Genomic DNA, 17217 nt, shown 5'->3' on the forward strand with positions numbered 1-17217 from the left:
ACGACAGTCGAAGGGGGGTAAATCTCTGGGCAAGTCACATACGCTGCGACGAGATGTTGCCGCCGTCGACAACCAATTCCGTTGCGGTGATGTAACTTGCTTCGTCGGACAGCAGGAAGCGGACAGCGTGTGCGATTTCCTCCGGGCGACCGAGCCTGCCGAGGAGGATGCGTCGTTCGAATGCCCCGTCACCCAATGCGTCTACGGTCGGCTGAAGCAGAGGGGTCAGAATCTGTCCGGGAGAGACGCAGTTGATCCGAATGCCGTCCGGGCCCAGTCGGTCCGCCAGCGATCGGACCATCGACAACATCCCACCCTTTGCAGCGGAGTAGACAGGGTTGATTGCATTGCCCAAAGTTGCGTTGATCGAAGCGATTCCGACTATTGCCGAACCGGGATTGGCCGTGAAATCAGGCATCAACTGTTGAACCAACAGGATGAGCGGACGTAGATGGGTGTTGATACCCGTCTCCCACACGTCGAGCGTCACTCCTTCGAGGGATCCGATATCGACGACCCCGGCGGAGTGAACAAGTCCGCCGATGGAGGGAAGTGAGGAACGGGTTGTGGCCAATGCGGCCGCGTAGTCGTCCGCTCTCGTGAGATCGATTCCCACTCCGATGGCGTCGATGCCGAATTCGGAGGAGATCACTGCTGCCTGATCGACCGCTTTTGCCTCGTCGATATCCCAGAGAGCGACTGGTCGTCGGATCGCCGCGAGCGCGCGGGCGGAGGCCAATCCGATTCCGGATGCGCCGCCGGTGATGATCACGCCTGTCGACGGGGATGAAGCATTCATGTGTCCTCCTGATTTTGAAGCGTTCTGCTCGGCGCCGCATGATCTGATGGGCTCCGGTCATCACTGTGACGAGGGATGGATTCGGGCTCAACGAACATGACCGATCATCGGTATAGGTGCTGGTGAGAGCCCATGCAGATGCATCTCCCGCTGCGTGGGAAACGTACTGGCGTCGTGTGTCCACGGAAGCTCAGATGGGCGGAACGAATGTTGGCTGCCGAAGCGGCGGGCCACCGGAACGGAGACATCGATGTTGGTCGGACCGATCACCGAAGAGTCCATCCCCATGTCAACTCTCGACAGACTGTCGGTGGTGGTGGACTGCTTTCGTGACGCGCCTCGGCTGACATTGGGGGAGGTCGCGCGCCGAACCGGGATTCCGCGATCGTCCGTGCACCGGATGCTACTGAAACTCGTGAGGATGAACTGGCTACGCCGCGAAGGACTCGAGTACGAGATAGGCGACAAGCTAGGAGATCTGGGCGCGCTCTCGCTGTATCGAAACAAAGTGGATCGAGTGGTTACGCCCCTACTTCAGCAATTGCATTTCGTGACTGGACACGCCGTGCACCTCGGGGTGTTGGAAGGAAACCATGTGCGCTACATCCAGAAGATCGGGAGCCTGATGGTCCCCGACCTTCAGACTCGCGTCGGCTCACGTATCCCAGCGCAAGCGTCGACCATCGGGAAGTCACTGTTGAGCGCCGGCAACAGATCGGTGGCATCGTCGCACAACGCCAATGACGTTCGCCAACACGCAGTTGCGTTCGGAATCTGCAATTCCGGGATGGGCTGTATCGGCGCGCGAATCGGGGTGCTCGACCACATGCCAGTAGGTCTCTCGATTTGTGGGCCCTTGATTCGCGGCACGATAGACAAGAGGAACGCCGCTCCCGTACAGATGGCGGCAGCAGCGATCTCGCAGTATTTCGGAATGATCGACGGGTTCGAGCAGGAGAAGACGGGATAGTCCGACAAACGCAAAGAGTGCGCCTCCCCCCACTACGCGTAAAGCGCAGTGGGGGAGACGCACTCGGATAGAGCTGTGTCAGCGAAGAGCCGCAAGCGCGTCGATACGCCCCGCGGCACCTTCCATGATGCTTTCGATCAGTTCCTTGCAGCTGGGCAGATCGTTGATCATGCCGACAACCTGACCCGAAGCAAGAACACCGGCTTCCGTGTTGCCCTCGACCAGTCCGGCCTTGAGCAACATCGGTGTGTTGGCTGCCATGATGATCTGCATCAGCGTGCGGTCACCCGACCGCTTCATCGCGAGACCGTCCTTGGCGAGGGTCGACCACTTCATGCCCGTCATGGCCTTGAACTTCGTGGCATTCTTGGCCGCGGCGATCAAACCGGTTGCATAGCTGGAACCTTCGAGGCTGTTGACCAGGTCGGTGTTGAGCACACGATGAGGCATGCCGTCGACCTTGCGGGAGACAGTCGTATCCGTCAGTCCGCGCTTGAGATACTCCTGTTTGACGGAATCGGGCACCGAAGAGTCGCTGGTGAGAAGGAATCGCGTTCCCATCGCGACACCGGCAGCGCCGTACGCCAGTGCGGCAGCCAGCCCGCGGCCGTCGAAGAATCCGCCACCGGCGATGACCGGAATATCGACCGCGTCGAGAACCGAGGGGAGAAGCAATGTCGTGGCCACACCGCCGGTATGGCCACCACCTTCGCCGCCCTGGACGATGACGGCGTCCGCGCCCCAGGATGCAACCTTGACCGCGTGCTTCGCGGCACCGATCGAGGGCACGACGACGATGCCGTGGTCCTTGAGCTTGGCGATCAGTTCCTTCTTGGGAGCCAACGCAAACGACGCGACCTTGACGCCTTCACGGATCAGCAGATCCGCGCGTTGCGGGGCGTCAGTGGCGTCGGCACGCATGTTGACGCCGAACGGCTTGTCCGTGAGCTGCTTCGTCTTCTTGATCGCGTGCTCGAGCTCGTCGTACGTCATCGTGGCCGAAGCCAGGATGCCGAGACCACCGGCGTTAGCCGTTGCCGACGTGAGGGCGGGACCGGAAACCCAGCCCATACCCGTCTGCACGATCGGGTACTCGACACCGACCAGTTCGGTCAGCGCGGTCTTCAGGGTGGGGGTCATGCCGAGACCTCACGGTCCCGGAGGTTGCGCGGATCGAGGGTTTCGCGGATGAGGTGAAGTTCTTCGGCGGTGGGGTCACGGGTGATACCGGCCTCGGCGAGTCCGGCAACCTCGAACGAGGTGTTCTCGGCTACCTCTTCGGCGGTGACGCCGGGGTGAAGGCTCAACGCGCGGAAGGTGTTTCCTGGTCCGCCGAAGTCGAAGACACCGAGGTTGGTGACGACGCGGGGGATGTTCAGGTACTTGTAAGCCGGGTTCTCGGGATCGATCTGGTCGTAGCCGACACCGCACACCACGTCGACCTTGTCGACGAACACTCGCTTGGAGTGCTTGGGGACGAAGTAGCTCGTCGCGTGGTTGATGGTGTTACCCGGGGCGCCGCGCACACCGAACATCTGACGCGTCGGCTGCTGAAGCGGGCCGAAGGCGGAGAGGTTCTGGTTGCCGTGGCGATCGAGCTGATTGGCGCCCATGACAACGTGGCGACGGCCGGAAGCGACGACGTCGAACACCTTGCGGAACGGCATCCATCCTTCGACGGGGCCCTTCGTTCCGACGGCCGGAGTGTCCTCGAGAATGAGGGCTTCACCATCGGTGATCAGCAGGTCGGGTTCGGTGGTGAGTCGAGCCAGGCGAGCGCCGATGGTGGACGACGTCGACATCGGGCTGGCCATGATTTCGCCTGCACCGGAGAAGATTTCAGCGCAAGCGAGAACAACGTACTCTGCGCGGGTGACGGTGGATTCGCTCATTTTGCCTGCTCCCCTGCCTTTGATGAATCGGCAAACTTCTTTACTGCGGCTTGGTAGTCCTCTTCGCTGCCGGAGAGGAAGGTGTCGACGAACGCCTGCCACGACTCGGGGGTCTTGGCGGACTCGGCGTAGTGACGCTGGAACTTCTCGTCGCGGCCGTAGCTTTCGCCGGCCAACGTGAAGTGCGCACCATTGGGTGCCTCGACGACGGCGTCAACCATCATGCGGTTGAGCAGAAGGTTCTGCAGTGGAACGGATTTGACCAGTTCCTCGGTCTCGACAATGCGTTCGACGGAGACGTAACGCTTTTCGGCGGCCATGCAGTACAGGTCGTCGAAGTACGGGTCGACACCGTTGTACGCGGCATTGCCGTGCTTGTCACCGAGATTGAGGTGAACGAAGGACGCATCGAGGTTGAGTGCAAGCATCGCGATCAAGGTCTCGGAGCGGCCGTCGGCCTCGGGGTACGGGGAGGTGACGGTCTTGAGTTCGTCGCCCCAGAAGTTGCGGACGTCCGAACCCAGGCCGGCGCGGATCGGGAGGAAGGGAAGGCGAGCGGCAGCTGCTTCGAGGCCGCACTTGACCATGCCCTCGTCCATCTCGCGGACTTCGATCTCACCGGCGGTGCGTGCCTTGGCAAACCACGGGTCGTAGAACGGCGCGGAGTCGAGGGACACGAAACCGTAGTACGCCTTCTTGACCTTGCCGGCCGAGCACAGCAGTCCGAGATCCGGTCCGCCGTAAGTGACCACGGTCAGGTCCTTGATGTCCGAACGCAGAATCGCACGAACGAAGGCCATCGGCTTGCGGCGAGATCCCCAGCCGCCCAAGCCGATAGTCATTCCGCTGCGGAGTTCGCCGACTACCTCGTCGAGCGACTTCGTCTTGTCACGCTTGCTAGCCATGTTTGTCTCAGCCTTCCTTCTGGGTTGCGTTCTCGCGCGGCTTGCCGGTGGCGACGAACTCGTCGCGGTGTTCGTCGGACACGCCGAGGAGGTTGAGTTCGAAGGTGTAGCCCTGCTCGAGGCGGTAGCTGCCCTTGACGTCCACCGGGTCGATGCCGTTGATGGCTTCCTTGGCGCACCGGATGATGCGGGTGTCCTTGGCGGCGATCTTCGCGGCGATCTCGCGAGCGCACTCGTCGAGCTTCTCGCGTGGGACCACGTCGTAGACGCTGCCGAACTGCTTGAGTGTGTGCGCGTCGACGCTCTGTGCGGTGTAGTAGAGCGTGCGCATCATGTGCTGTGGCACCAGCCTCGACAGGTGTGTGGCAGCGCCGAGTGCGCCGCGGTCGACCTCGGGGAGGGAGAAGATCGCGTCGTCGGAAGCGACGATCACGTCCGCGTTGCCGACGAGTCCGATGCCGCCGCCGACACAGAATCCGTTGACGGCCACGACGACGGGTACAGCACAGTCGTAGACGGCCGCGAAGGCCGCGGCGCAACCGCGGTTGGCGGCGACCAGCGCGTCGAATCCCTCGGTGGCCTGCATCTCCTTGATGTCGACGCCGGCGTTGAATCCGCGTCCCTCGGCTCGCAGGATCACTACGTGAGTGTTGAGATCCTTGCCCGCGTCGAGGATGGCGTCGGCAAGCTCGAACCATCCCTTGGACGGGATTGCATTGACCGGCGCGTAGTCGATGGTGACCGTGGTGATGCCGGTTCCGTCGGAGGAGGTGCTGATGCCCATATCGGGATTCCTTACGTCTGTGTACCAAACCAAGCGATTGCTTGGTAAGTTAGCACACAAGCGGAGCCGACAAGCCCGAGCAGAGTGCATTAGGAGACAAATATGAGTGGATTGGTCGACGGACGCGTAGTCATCATCACCGGGGCTGGCCGCGGTATCGGACGTGCGCATGCATTGGCATTTGCTGCCGAGGGCGCCAAGGTCGTCGTCAACGACATCGGTGCGGGTGCCGACGGTTCCGCGACCGGTGAGAGTCCGGCCGAGCAGGTTGTCGCGGAGATCATCGCCGCCGGTGGCCAAGCAGTGGTCAACGGAGACGACGTCGCCGACTGGGCGGGCGCCGAGAATCTGATCAAGACCGCGATCGACACCTTCGGTGGCCTGGACGTACTCGTGAACAACGCAGGCTTCCTGCGGGACCGCATGCTGGTCGGCATGAGCGAAGGCGAGTGGGACGCGGTGATTCGCGTGCACCTCAAGGGACACTTCGCGCCGCTCCGTCACGCTGCTGCCTACTGGCGCGCCGAGGCCAAGGCAGGCAAGACCGTCGACGCACGCATCATCAACACCAGTTCGGGTGCAGGACTGCAGGGTTCGATCGGCCAGGGCAACTACGCCGCGGCCAAGGCCGGCATCGCCGAGATGACCATCCAGGCCGCCGCCGAGCTCAAGAATTACGGAGTCAGTGTCAACGCGATCGCGCCTGCTGCGCGCACACGCATGACTGTCGGCGCGGGCGGGGCGATGGCAGAAGCGATGGCAGCTCCGGAAGAGGGCTTCGACGCCATGGCTCCCGAGAACATCTCGCCGCTGGTCGTCTGGCTCGGTAGCGCCGAGTCCAAGGACGTCACGGGCCGGGTGTTCGAGGTAGAGGGCGGAAAGATCACCGTCGCGGAGGGCTGGCGTCACGGCCCGAGCGAGGACAAGGGAGATCGCTGGGACCCGAAGGAGATCGGGCCCGTCGTGGCAACGCTGTTGGAGAAGGCGGAGATTCCGACGCCGGTGTACGGGGCGTAGGGCCTCCGGCCCCGTGAGTGGTTAAGGAGTGCAGGAACTCCTCAACCACTCACAGGCGGCGTGCCGCCTACGCGGGCGCCCGAACCACCAACACGGTGCCGGGGAACTCAGCTGCGAGTTCGCGCCGCGAATGCTTCACGCAGGCTGTGCCGTAGCCCTTCTTGCGAGATTCCGGCGCGATCCAGATCGCCACGTTCACCTCTTGGCCGTCGAGTTCGCCGAATACCAGGCCGACGCTCTTCGGGCCGTCACCGGAGACGTCCTCGGCGACGAACCAGGCAGCGCTCTCGTCGTCGATCCGACCGAGACCGCCGACGCGCTCGGCTTCGATCCGATCCTCGCTCCACGGCTTGCCGTCTTCGCCGAGCTGCTCGGCCGAGCGAATCGTGAACAGTGCCTTGTCTTCTGCGCTGTCGCTGAACGGACGCAGGGTGAAGTTCTGCCCGCTGCTCGCGGGACGATCGAGCGTCGTCCATTCGAGAGTGGCGTCGAGATTCTCCAGCTCGCCCTGGATGCGATCGCGCGCTGCCTTGGTCAGTGCGCTGAACTTGAGGCTCAGAACTGCTTCGGCATTTGCTTCCGACGTGCCGAGGAGTTCCGCGACGGTGGTCAGTGCCTCCTGGTGGTCCTTGCTGTCGACCACTGCGTCCAGCACCTCGTGGCGACGCTCCAGCGCACGCACGAGGGCTGAGGTGATCTCGCGTCGGTCCAGGATTTGATCTTGAATATGCGTCGTCATATATGCGACTCCTTGCTGTGTTCGAGGCTCTGTCGAAACGCCGTGCGGACCGTACGAGTCAATAGTGCTCCAACTCGCCGGTTATGGCACGCGTTCAGCCTCCGGTGCGGCGAACGAGCCGTTCGTAGCGCTGGCGGGCGGCTTGAGTGCTTCCGAGTCCCAGCCCGAAAGCGATGTCCTGCCAGGTCATGCCCCGTTCGCGGGCAATCCCGAGGAACAGTGCTTCCAGCTGTTCCATTTCGGCTCGGGCCTTGGGGATCAGAGTCAACGCGGCCATGACGTCGGCATCGTCGACCTCGGGTTCGTTCGGCTGCGGTGTGTCGGTGCCACCCGCAAGACGAGCCACGACGCGCACCGCGCCGTAGGGCTCGAGCATCTCCGGATGAGATTGCCGCGCGCGCTGGCTTGGGGTCGCGCCGTGGCGCTCGCTGATTCGAAAGAGTCCGGCGTACTCGCGATGTGCGCGTTCGCGGCCGGAATCGATCGGTCTGAACTGGTCATCGGTCATGAACCCAGGGTGGCACGAACCCGGGTTAATGTAAACGTTTTGTTGTAAACAGTTCGTTTAACTCTCCAGTGGCTCGCACACGATGACGGGAATGACCCGGTCGGTCCAGGCCTGATAGTTGTCGAAATCCGGATACATCGCCCTCAACATCGGCCACAGCCGAGCGCGCTCGTCCTCGGCCGCGACGCGGGCTTTCATCGAGCGGATCCGAGACTTGATCTGCACCGTCACCACCGGGTCTGCCTTGATGTTGAGGTACCACATCGGGTTCTTCGGAAGACCGCCTTGCGACGCCACCAGAATCACGTTCTCGCCGTCCTCGAGGAACAGCAGCGGGCTGATCCGCTCCTCGCCGGATTTGCGACCGGTGGTGGTCAGCAGGCAGATCGGCAGCCCGCGAGGGAACGCGCTGCCGACCCGCCACTTGCTACCCAGCCGCCCGTCGGTGGCGCGATACATCGCGACGTTCGCCTTCGACATCCACTTGATGATCTTGACCGTCGCCGGAGCGTCGAGTCCCTTGGGTTTGGCTGGGGGAGTAGTCATCTCAGATACGCTCGATGATGGTTCCGGTGGCCAGTGCGCCGCCGGCGCACATCGTGATCAGAGCCGTCGAGCCGTTGCGACGCTCGAGTTCGTGCAGTGCGGTGGTGATCAGGCGAGATCCCGTGCTGCCGACCGGATGGCCGAGAGCGAGCGCGCCGCCGTTGACATTGACGTTGTCGAAGTCAGGTTCGTGAACCTGAGCCCAGGACAGTGCGACGGATGCGAATGCTTCGTTGATCTCGAACAGATCGAGATCGCCGATCTTCATTCCGCTCTTCTCCAGGACACGGCTGGTTGCCTGCACCGGTCCGTCGAGGTGGAATTCCGGTTCCGAGCCGACCAGCGCCTGGGCGATGATGCGGGCTCGCGGCTTCAATCCGAGCGCGCGAGCCTTGTCCTCGTCCATGAGCAGGACTGCGGCCGCTCCGTCGGAGATCTGGGAAGACGTTCCGGCCGTGTGAATCCCGCCTTCGAGGACGGGCTTCAGTCGGGCAAGGGACTCCGCCGTCGTATCGCGCAGGCCCTGATCGCGATTGACGACCTTGGTCTCGCCCGTGAGGTTTCCTTCCTTGTCGACCTGGGGTGCCGAGAGTTCGAGAACCTCGCGGTCGAAACGTCCTTCCTCCCAAGCCTGCTTGGCCAGCGCCTGCGAGCGGACGCCGAGGGCTTCGACGTCGTCGCGGGTCAGTCCGCGTCGACGCGCGATGCGTTCTGCAGCTTCGAACTGGTTGGGCATGTCGATGTCCCACGTCGCGGGTCGGCGCGGTCCGGCCTGATCGCCGACGTTGGCGCCGAGGGGAACCTGGCTCATGGCTTCGATGCCGCAGGCGATACCGGCGTCGATGGCGCCGGTGGCGATCAGACCGGCGATCAGATGGTTCGCCTGCTGGGCCGAACCGCACTGGCAGTCCACGGTGGTTGCGCCGGTCTGCCACGGAAGTCCGGCGTGCAGCCAGGCCGTGCGCGTGATGTTGTTGGACTGAGCGCCGGCCTGGGTGACGCAGCCGCCGATCACCTGCTCGATCAGCAACGGGTCGATTCCCGACCGGTCGAGAACTCCCTTTTGTGCAGCTCCGAGGATCTCGGCGGCGTGCAGACCGGCGAGCCAACCTCCGCGCTTGCCGATCGGTGTACGGACAGCCTCGACGATTACTGGTGTGCCCACAGCGGGCTCCTTTCCTTGTAATAAAAAAGTAGAACAGGTTCTCTGCGGGAAGCAAGACCTGCCGACGTTTCCTTTCCTAGTAAGCAGGCTTGTGTTTCAATGAGAGTAGAACGTGTTACACATCACGGATCCCCATCACCCCTGTGATGAAAAGGCTTAGGGCAGGAGACATCAGTGGCACAGCCCGCATTCCCCGAGGGAATCGACTTCACGGACCCCGACATCTACGCGGAACGCATGCCGTTCGAGGAGTTCGCCGAACTCCGGAAGACGGCCCCCGTGTGGTGGAATCCGCAGCCCCCGGAAATCGGTGGATTCCAGGACGAGGGCTTCTGGGTGGTCACCCGTCATGAAGAGGTCAAGGAAGTTTCGCAGCGAAGCGACATCTTCTCGACCCACGAGAACACTGCGATTCCTCGCTTCGCCGACGACATCCCGCGTGAGAACGTCGAGATGCAGCGATTCATTCTCATCAACAAGGACGCTCCGGAGCACACCAAGCTGCGCAAGCTGGTATCTCGTGGATTCACCCCGCGCGCCATCAACAGCCTGCGCGAGGAACTGACCGAGCGTGCCGAAAAGATCGTCACGACCGCGGCTGCCGGCGGTGCCGGTGACTTCGTGGTTCAGGTCGCGTCCGAACTTCCGCTGCAGGCAATCGCCGAGCTTCTCGGTGTGCCGCAGGAAGATCGAATGAAGCTCTTCGACTGGTCCAACCAGATGACGTCGTACGACGATCCCGAGTTCGACATCGACCCGCAGGCAGCGTCGATGGAGATTCTGGGATACGCGTACCAGATGGCGGATCAGCGCAAGAAGTGTCCCGCCGATGACATCGTCACCAAGCTCATCGAAGCTGACATCGACGGAAATGAGCTCTCCCCAGAGGAATTCGGCTTCTTCGTGATCCTGCTTGCGGTCGCGGGTAACGAGACCACTCGCAATGCCATCACACACGGCATGGTTGCCTTCCTCGACAATCCCGACCAGTGGGAGCTGTACAAGAAGGAACGCCCCAAGACGGCGGCCGACGAGATCGTTCGTTGGGCGACCCCGGTGACTTCCTTCCAGCGCACCGCGCTCGAAGACACCGAACTCGGCGGACAGAAGATCAAGAAGGGCGATCGCGTCGTGATGATGTACGCGTCGGCCAACTTCGACGAGGACGTCTTCGAGAACCCGACGAAGTTCGACATCATGCGTGACCCCAATCCGCACCTCGGATTCGGCGGCACCGGTGCGCACTACTGCATCGGCGCCAACTTGGCCCGTCTGGAAATCGATCTGATCTTCAATGCGATCGCCGATCACCTACCCGACATCACCAGGCTCGGGGATCCCCGACGCCTTCGCTCGGGCTGGCTCAACGGCATCAAAGAGTTTCAGGTTGATTACAAGACATCGGGCTGCCCGGTCAAACACTGATCCGGACATATACTGACCTGGTAACCGGCGAGTAGGTTCTGCGTAGGTTTTCGGGAGTTGCCTCTGCACTCTCGAACACGCAGAACTACAGTAGACGTTCCGGGGAGCCACTTGTTGGCAACCTGGAACTGCGGCGGCGTCTGCGGGATCCCTCATCTCCCGTAGGCGCCGCCGTTTGTAGTTCAATCTCCAATTCAGCCGCCGTACGGTTTGGTGATGGCTTCCAGGAAATGTCCCGACGGGTCGAGGAAGTAGACCCCACGCCCACCGTCGTTGGTGTTGAAGCCGGTACTCGACTGGCGCGGATCGGCCCAGTGATCCAGTTTCAGCGCCTGTATCCGCTGGTAGATGCCGTCGAAGTCATCCTCGGAGACGAGGAAGGCATAGTGCTGAGACGCAACCTCGGCGCCTTCTTCCACCTGTGCGAAGTCCAACGTCACGCCGTGCTCGAGTTCAACGCCGAGAAAGTAGCCGGCTTCGACCGGGCCTGGAAGGCCGAACATGTGAGTGAAGAACCACGCAGACTCTTGTCGGTCTTTTGCGGCGATGATGGTGTGATTGAACGAAATGGTCATGAGTGACCCCTTGCGGTACGACGCCTCCATGCCTGACGCAGTCCGTCATCGACACGCGACGTTGGGAACCAGGAAACCATTTCGAGCTTCTCGGTGCAAGTACGACAGGCTGATTCGAATACGACGAGCGCGGCCCCGGTCGATGACCGGGGCCGCGCTCGTACTGTGGGTTCTCAGGCTTTGCGTGCCGTCTTCATCGCACGGTCCACTTCCCAGAATGCTCGAAGCGACGCGATCTTGCCGTCGTCGTTCACCCGGTAGACGAACACGCCCTCGGCGTCGATGATCGAGCCGCCGATGGTGGTTCGGATCTTGCCGATGTTGACGTTCTCGTTGCCGCACACCAGGGAATCGTCGATCAGAAATTCGAGCTTGTCCGCGTTCGCGATCGTCATGTCGTAGAACTTGGAGATCGCTTCGCGCCCGTGATGGCCTTTGCCTTCGGGATCGAAGCCCGAAGGCCCGACCGGATCTTCCACCCAACCGTCCTCGGCGAAGAGGTCCAGCCAGGCTTCCTTGTTCTTGCCACTCGCTGCGGCGCGCGAAGCGTTACCCGCGACGCGGGCGGGGTGTTCGTCGGTCATCGCGGCTCCTCAGTTGATGTACTGCTCGGCGAATTTGCGCATCGAATCCTGCTTTGCCTCCAGTGGGGCATCGAATCCGATTCCGTCGAAAACCCAAGGCACGGTGATGATGTCCGTGACGCCGGCATCTTCGAGCTCTGCGTAACCGTCCTTGCCGAAACGGTCGATGCACACCGTCTGGATTTCGAATGGCTCGTTCTCGCGGCCGTACTCGGCGCGCAGTTCGCGTAGTCGTGCGATCACACCCACCAGGTCGTCGAACTTGATCATCGCCGAGGTCCAACCGTCGCCGACTCGCGCAGCACGCTTGAGTGCGACCTCGGTGTGGCCGCCGACGTAGAACGGAACCGGCTTGGTGGGGGCCGGGCTCATCTGCAGGCGATCGAAATCGAAGAACTCACCGTGATACTCGACCATGCCGCCGCCGAGGATCAGTTTGAGGACGTCGATCATCTCGTCCACACGTGCGCCCCGACGCTTGTACGGAGCGCCGCACCACTCGAACTCTTCCGGAGCCCAGCCGATTCCGACGCCGAAGCCGAAACGGTTGTTCGTCAATGCCGCCACGGAACCGACCTGCCGCGCGAGCAGGACGGGATTGCGGCTACCCAGCTTGAGCACCTGGGTGTAGAACTCGATCTTCTCGGTCACCGCGCCCATTGCAGCCGCGGCGATGAGCGGATCGACCCAGGGGGTCTCGGCATTCCACATCCGAGACCCGTCCGGGGTGTACGGGTAATCCGCCGCCTGCGTTTCCATGAAGAACAGTGAATCGGGGAGAGCGATCGACGAAAAGCCGCATTCCTCGGCAGTTTTGGCGATACCGGCTAACTGGTCCAAGGGGTTCATGGCAACCCCGACGGTGTACTTCATCTTCGGCCTCTTCCTGATCGGCGTGTGTGCTGCTGCTTACGTGGTGGGACGTTCGGAGCCGACGACCCACATCGAGAAGTACTGCGAGCCACCGCCGTAGGCATGGCCGAGCGCCTTGCGAGCATCGGCCACCTGGTGATCGCCGGCGCGGTGCATGACCTGCATCGCCGACTCGGCAAAACGGATCATGCCCGAGGCGCCGATCGGGTTGGAGGAGAGAACACCGCCCGAGGCATTGACCGGGAGCTTGCCGCCGATCGCGGTTTCACCCGCCTCGGTGAGCTTCCAGCCCTGGCCTTCCTCCGCGAAGCCGAGGTTCTCGAGCCACATCGGCTCGAACCACGAGAACGGGACATAGATTTCGGCGCAGTCGATCTCGTTGAGCGGATCGGTGATTCCCGCTGACTTCCACAGTGCTGCTGCAGCGTCGCGGCCGGCCTGCGGATTGACCTGATCGCGTCCGGCATAGAAGGTCGGCTCGGTGCGCATCGCCGTCGCGTGGATCCACGCGACCGAACGACCCTCGGCCTCGACCTGTGCGGCCGCTTCCTCGTTGCCGATCACCAGAGCGCACGCGCCGTCCGAGGACGGGCAGGTCTCGTCGTAGCGGATCGGATCCCAGAGCATCTGAGATGCCTGTACCGATTCGAGAGTGATATCCGGCTGACGCAAGTGCGCATACGGATTGAGGCTGCCGTTGAGCCGATCCTTCACCGCGACGAGGTAGCCGATGTGCTCCGGTGCGCCCGATCGACGAATGTACGAACGGACGTGCGGGGCGAAGTATCCACCGGCACCGGCGCCGACGGGCATGTTGAACGGAACCGGTACGGACAGCGCCCACATGGCGTTCGACTCGGACTGCTTCTCCCAGGAAACCGTCAGAACCCGCTTGTGGACACCGGATTTGACCAGGCTGGAGGCGACGATAGCTGTCGAACCGCCCACCGATCCGGCAGTGTGAACACGCAGCAACGGCTTTCCGTTTGCGCCCAGAGCATCCGACATGGCGAGTTCGGGCATCATCGAACCCTCGAACAGGTCGGGGGCCTTTCCGATGACGACGGCGTCGATGTCGTCCCAGCCGACGTTGGCGTCGAGCATCGCGGCGTCGATGGCTTCACGAACCAAGCCCGCCATCGAGACATCGTGACGCTTTGCGACGTAGTGAGTTTGGCCGGTGCCGAGCACGGCCGCGAGTTGAGGCGTTCCGGCCATCAGTTCCGTCCCTCCAAGACTGCTACCAGGTTCTGCTGCAGCACAGGGCCGCTTGTTGCATGGGCCAGAGCGCGATTCGCCTGGCCGTCGAAGATTGCCTTGGCGGCGTGGCCGATTCGTTCCAGACCACCGGCGAACAGTGGGTTGCCGCTGAGCGGACCGCCGGACGGATTGATCGTGGCGGCGTCGGTCAGGCCGATCGCTTCCTTCAAGATCAATTCCTGGTGAGTGAACGGTGCGTGCAGTTCGGCGACGTCGATGTTGCCGACCTCGCCGCCCGTTGCCGCCTTGGCTGCCGACGTAGTGGACGGTGAGGTGGTCAGGTCACGTGCACCCAGGTTGGGGGAGTCGATGCGATGCTCGAGTCCGGTGATCCACGCCGGCCGCTCGCAGAGATCGCGGGCGCGGTTACCCGAGGCCAGGACGATTGCTGCCGCGCCGTCGGTGATGGGCGCACAATCGTGTGCGCGCAACGGATCTGCGAGGAAGGGGCTGGCGAGAAGGGCCTCGATGTCGACCTCGCCTGCGAGCTGAGCCTTCGGATTGCTCAGCGCGTGACGACGGCTACGAGCGGCAACCTCCGCCATGTCCTCGTGCGTCCACTTACCCGCGTCGAGTCCGAGTCGGGCTTGAAGTCCGGCGATCGAGACGGAGTCCGGCCACAGCGGAGTGACGAGGTACGGATCGAGCTGCATGGACAGGATCTTGCGCAGGTGCCCGGCGGAGGACTTGCCGAATCCGTACACCAGCGCGGTCTCGACCTCACCGGTCAAGATCTTGATCCACGCTTCGTAGAAGGCCCACGCAGCGTCCATCTCGACGTGAGATTCGTTGATCGGCGGGACCGCTCCGATGGAGTCGATGGCCGAGATGAAGGAGAACGCTCGTCCGGCCAGGTAGTCGGAAGATCCGGAGCACCAGAAGCCGATGTCTGACTTGGTGATTCCCAGATCGCTGTAGAGCTGCTGGAAGCACGGGACGAGCATCTCGACGCCGTTGGTGGTGCCGTTGGTTTCGCGGACGTGGGGTGCCTGAGCAAAGCCCACGACTGCGATGTCTGCAGAAGTCATTTCAGGAGCCTCACAGGTGGTGTTGGAAGGTGGAGTACTCGGCGTCGGGTTCACCTGTCGGCCGGAAGTATTCGATGTTCTCGAGGGTGTAACCCCACTCTTCGCGAGGCTTCCACTTGGCTTCGACGCGCATGCCCATGCGTACGTCCGCGGCATCACATTCGAGAATCAAGTGCAGGAACGGAATGTCGGCCCCGTCGAGAAGCACGTAGGCGGCCACGTAGGGCGGTTTGATTCGCTGCCCGAGGAACGGGACGTTGACGATGCAGAAGGTGGTGACAATTCCCTTGTCCGGCAGTTCGATCTGCTCGCTCGTCGGCTTCCCGTTGGTGGGATTCGCGCCGCGCGGTGGGATGTAGATCTTGTCTTCGGGTCCGCTGCGACCACCGATGAGCTTGCCTTCTGCGAGACCGCGGAGGTAGAAACTCTCCTCGGCCGAAGCGGAATGCATGAAGTGCAGATCGACAGGCGTCGTGATCATGGTGACAGGATCGGCGCTGGAATCGACTGTCGCGATTCCATTTTCGCTCTCACCTGGTTCGAAGCACTCGATGTCCTTGATCTGCCCGATCCGCTCCGACGCCCAGCGAGCACGGACCCGCAGGCCGGTGCTGATGTCGTCGGGGGAGTCGACGTCGACTGCGTGGAGCATGGACGTGTCCGCGCCGTCGAGCTTGATCAGGGCCCACGCGAAAGGCTTCGTCAGTGGTTGACCCTCGATGGGTTCGGGCATCCACGTCCAACTCACGACCGTTCCGCCGTCGGAGACTCCGACGAAGTCGGTCAGTGGCTCGGCCGTGTCCGGATCGAATTCCGGTGGCGGCACGAAGACACGACCGTTCGACCCGCGTGCGCCGATCACCTTGCGATCACGCAGGGCAGTCACGAACGCGCCGATGGTCGGTCCCGTCGATCTGGTGTAGTCGAAATGGAGATTCAATGGTGCGCTCAGGGGCTTGTCGGCCACCCCGCTCTTTCCGATGGTCACAAGATCGAGTAGAACAGGTTCTAGAGATTGTGGCAAGAGTCACTTCTGATCACCGGCAATGTGGAGGCCTGCGATGAAGCTTGGGTTGCAACTCGGATACTGGGGCGCACAGCCGCCGGCAAACGCCCCGGAACTTATCGAGGCCGCGGAAGGCGCGGGATTCGACGCGGTCTTCGCAGCGGAGTCGTGGGGCTCGGACGCTTTCACCCCGCTCGCCTGGTGGGGATCGCGCACCGAGAACGTCCGTCTCGGCACCTCCGTCGTACAGATTTCGGCGCGAACACCGACCAGCTGTGCCATGCACGCGCTCACTCTCGATCACCTCAACGGTGGGCGAACGATCCTCGGGCTCGGCGTATCCGGACCGCAGGTCGTCGAAGGTTGGTACGGCCAGCCGTTCGAGAAGCCGCTCGCGCGCACCCGCGAATACGTCTCGATCGTGCGCCAGGTCCTCGCCCGTGAAGCGCCCGTCACCAGTCCCGGTCCCCACTACCCTCTGCCGTATGCGGGACCGGGTAGTTCGGGACTTGGCAAGCCGCTCAAGCCCATTACGCACCCGCTGCGTGCGGACATCCCGATCTGGCTCGGCGCCGAAGGGCCGAAGAACGTCGCGCTCGCCGGTGAAATCGCCGACGGCTGGCTGGCGATCTACTACACCCCGCGCCTGGCCCCGATGTACAACAAGTGGCTCGACGAAGGGTTCGCGCGCGCCGGGGCCCGTCGAAGTCGCGAAGACTTCGAGGTGGCCGCCACGTGCCAGGTCATCGTGACTGACGATCGCGCCGCTGCCATCGCCGCTCTCAAGCCGATGACCGCCCTCTACGTCGGCGGAATGGGCGCCCCGGAGTTGAACTTTCACGCGCAGGTCTACAAGCGGATGGGCTACGAGAAGGAGGTCGACGAGATCGGTCGCCTCTTCATGTCGGGCCGCAAGGACGAAGCTGCTGCCGTCGTCCCCGACGAGATGGTCACCGAGACCATGATCATCGGCAACGTCGACGAGGTGCGCGCAGACGTGAAGCGTTGGGAGGAAGCCGGAGTCACGATGCTGCTGGTGACCTGCCGCGACGCCGACCATGTGCGAGAGCTCGCGGCCGCGGTGAGTGGTTGAGCGAGGCATCCCCCCATTTTCGAGCGGTACCCCCCTTTTTCTTCGAGC

General features: G+C 62.7%; 19 protein-coding genes. 4 read left to right on the forward strand and 15 right to left on the reverse strand.

Annotation, left to right across the window (positions count from 1 at the left end):
• Positions 1 to 34: 34 nt before the first annotated feature.
• Positions 35 to 799 carry an SDR family oxidoreductase gene (locus EHW12_RS04320; RefSeq protein ID WP_007734247.1) on the reverse strand — a complete coding sequence of 255 codons (765 nt, stop codon included), beginning with the start codon at positions 797 to 799 and terminating at the stop codon, positions 35 to 37.
• Positions 800 to 1049: 250 nt separating this feature from the next.
• On the opposite strand from EHW12_RS04320, the gene EHW12_RS04325 reads away from it, so the two are divergent.
• Complete coding sequence (locus EHW12_RS04325) at positions 1050 to 1769, forward strand: helix-turn-helix domain-containing protein (RefSeq protein ID WP_042449480.1); 720 nt, start codon at positions 1050 to 1052, stop codon at positions 1767 to 1769.
• Between the two features lie 78 nt (positions 1770 to 1847).
• On the opposite strand, the gene EHW12_RS04330 is transcribed toward EHW12_RS04325, so the two are convergent.
• The 4 genes from EHW12_RS04330 to echA20 are packed head-to-tail and all read right to left on the reverse strand — an operon-like array spanning position 1848 to position 5350.
• Positions 1848 to 2909: a nitronate monooxygenase gene (locus EHW12_RS04330; protein ID WP_007734249.1), complete on the reverse strand. Its 1062-nt coding sequence runs from the start codon at positions 2907 to 2909 to the stop codon at positions 1848 to 1850.
• The gene (locus EHW12_RS04335) at positions 2906 to 3661 is read right to left on the reverse strand and encodes a CoA-transferase (RefSeq protein WP_003945796.1); all 756 of its coding nucleotides are present in this window, start codon (positions 3659 to 3661) and stop codon (positions 2906 to 2908) included. The genes EHW12_RS04330 and EHW12_RS04335 overlap by 4 nt, the downstream gene beginning before the upstream one ends.
• On the reverse strand, positions 3658 to 4566 hold the full coding sequence (gene ipdA / locus EHW12_RS04340) for a cholesterol ring-cleaving hydrolase subunit IpdA (RefSeq protein ID WP_125050317.1): 909 nt from the start codon (positions 4564 to 4566) through the stop codon (positions 3658 to 3660). Before ipdA ends, EHW12_RS04335 begins: the two co-directional genes overlap by 4 nt.
• A 7-nt stretch (positions 4567 to 4573) precedes the next feature.
• Positions 4574 to 5350: a (7aS)-7a-methyl-1,5-dioxo-2,3,5,6,7,7a-hexahydro-1H-indene-carboxyl-CoA hydrolase gene (gene echA20, locus EHW12_RS04345; protein ID WP_003945611.1), complete on the reverse strand. Its 777-nt coding sequence runs from the start codon at positions 5348 to 5350 to the stop codon at positions 4574 to 4576.
• Positions 5351 to 5452: 102 nt separating this feature from the next.
• On the opposite strand from echA20, the gene EHW12_RS04350 reads away from it, so the two are divergent.
• Entirely contained in the window at positions 5453 to 6367 is a 915-nt protein-coding gene (locus tag EHW12_RS04350) for an SDR family oxidoreductase (protein ID WP_003945561.1), read from the forward strand.
• A gap of 67 nt (positions 6368 to 6434) precedes the next feature.
• On the opposite strand, the gene EHW12_RS04355 is transcribed toward EHW12_RS04350, so the two are convergent.
• The 4 genes from EHW12_RS04355 to EHW12_RS04370 form a co-directional block, all read right to left on the reverse strand.
• Entirely contained in the window at positions 6435 to 7106 is a 672-nt protein-coding gene (locus EHW12_RS04355; protein WP_003945460.1) for a hypothetical protein, read from the reverse strand.
• 94 nt (positions 7107 to 7200) lie between these two features.
• Complete coding sequence (locus EHW12_RS04360; RefSeq protein WP_007734258.1) at positions 7201 to 7614, reverse strand: hypothetical protein; 414 nt, start codon at positions 7612 to 7614, stop codon at positions 7201 to 7203.
• Between the two features lie 57 nt (positions 7615 to 7671).
• Entirely contained in the window at positions 7672 to 8160 is a 489-nt protein-coding gene (locus tag EHW12_RS04365) for a nitroreductase family deazaflavin-dependent oxidoreductase (RefSeq protein ID WP_047269597.1), read from the reverse strand.
• 1 nt (position 8161) lies between these two features.
• The gene (locus EHW12_RS04370; RefSeq protein ID WP_003945509.1) at positions 8162 to 9325 is read right to left on the reverse strand and encodes a steroid 3-ketoacyl-CoA thiolase; all 1164 of its coding nucleotides are present in this window, start codon (positions 9323 to 9325) and stop codon (positions 8162 to 8164) included.
• Positions 9326 to 9499: 174 nt separating this feature from the next.
• Here EHW12_RS04370 and EHW12_RS04375 point away from each other — a divergent pair, with 174 nt between their 5' ends.
• Complete coding sequence (locus EHW12_RS04375) at positions 9500 to 10750, forward strand: cytochrome P450 (protein WP_007734267.1); 1251 nt, start codon at positions 9500 to 9502, stop codon at positions 10748 to 10750.
• 194 nt (positions 10751 to 10944) lie between these two features.
• Here the strand turns inward: EHW12_RS04375 and EHW12_RS04380 are convergent, their stop codons facing one another.
• The 6 genes from EHW12_RS04380 to EHW12_RS04405 all read right to left on the reverse strand — a co-directional run bounded on the left by EHW12_RS04380 (position 10945) and on the right by EHW12_RS04405 (position 16058).
• Complete coding sequence (locus EHW12_RS04380) at positions 10945 to 11325, reverse strand: VOC family protein (RefSeq protein ID WP_020906296.1); 381 nt, start codon at positions 11323 to 11325, stop codon at positions 10945 to 10947.
• A 173-nt stretch (positions 11326 to 11498) separates the two neighbouring features.
• Positions 11499 to 11909, reverse strand: a complete 411-nt coding sequence (locus EHW12_RS04385; RefSeq protein ID WP_007734269.1) for a nuclear transport factor 2 family protein — start codon at positions 11907 to 11909, stop codon at positions 11499 to 11501.
• 9 nt (positions 11910 to 11918) lie between these two features.
• A complete protein-coding gene (locus EHW12_RS04390; RefSeq protein ID WP_019746978.1) occupies positions 11919 to 12782 on the reverse strand; it encodes a TIGR03619 family F420-dependent LLM class oxidoreductase in 864 nt (287 codons plus the stop codon).
• A 36-nt stretch (positions 12783 to 12818) separates the two neighbouring features.
• Positions 12819 to 14000: a thiolase domain-containing protein gene (locus tag EHW12_RS04395; protein WP_007734272.1), complete on the reverse strand. Its 1182-nt coding sequence runs from the start codon at positions 13998 to 14000 to the stop codon at positions 12819 to 12821.
• The gene (locus tag EHW12_RS04400) at positions 14000 to 15070 is read right to left on the reverse strand and encodes a thiolase domain-containing protein (protein ID WP_125050318.1); all 1071 of its coding nucleotides are present in this window, start codon (positions 15068 to 15070) and stop codon (positions 14000 to 14002) included. The genes EHW12_RS04395 and EHW12_RS04400 overlap by 1 nt, the downstream gene beginning before the upstream one ends.
• Before the next feature lie 10 nt (positions 15071 to 15080).
• The gene (locus EHW12_RS04405; RefSeq protein ID WP_019746979.1) at positions 15081 to 16058 is read right to left on the reverse strand and encodes an OB-fold nucleic acid binding domain-containing protein; all 978 of its coding nucleotides are present in this window, start codon (positions 16056 to 16058) and stop codon (positions 15081 to 15083) included.
• Positions 16059 to 16131: 73 nt separating this feature from the next.
• On the opposite strand from EHW12_RS04405, the gene EHW12_RS04410 reads away from it, so the two are divergent.
• Positions 16132 to 17169, forward strand: coding sequence for an LLM class F420-dependent oxidoreductase (locus EHW12_RS04410; RefSeq protein ID WP_125050319.1), 1038 nt, complete (start codon positions 16132 to 16134; stop codon positions 17167 to 17169).
• Positions 17170 to 17217 lie beyond the last annotated feature (48 nt).

It is taken from the genome of Rhodococcus sp. NJ-530 (assembly GCF_003860625.1).
Lineage (GTDB): Bacteria > Actinomycetota > Actinomycetes > Mycobacteriales > Mycobacteriaceae > Rhodococcus_F > Rhodococcus_F qingshengii.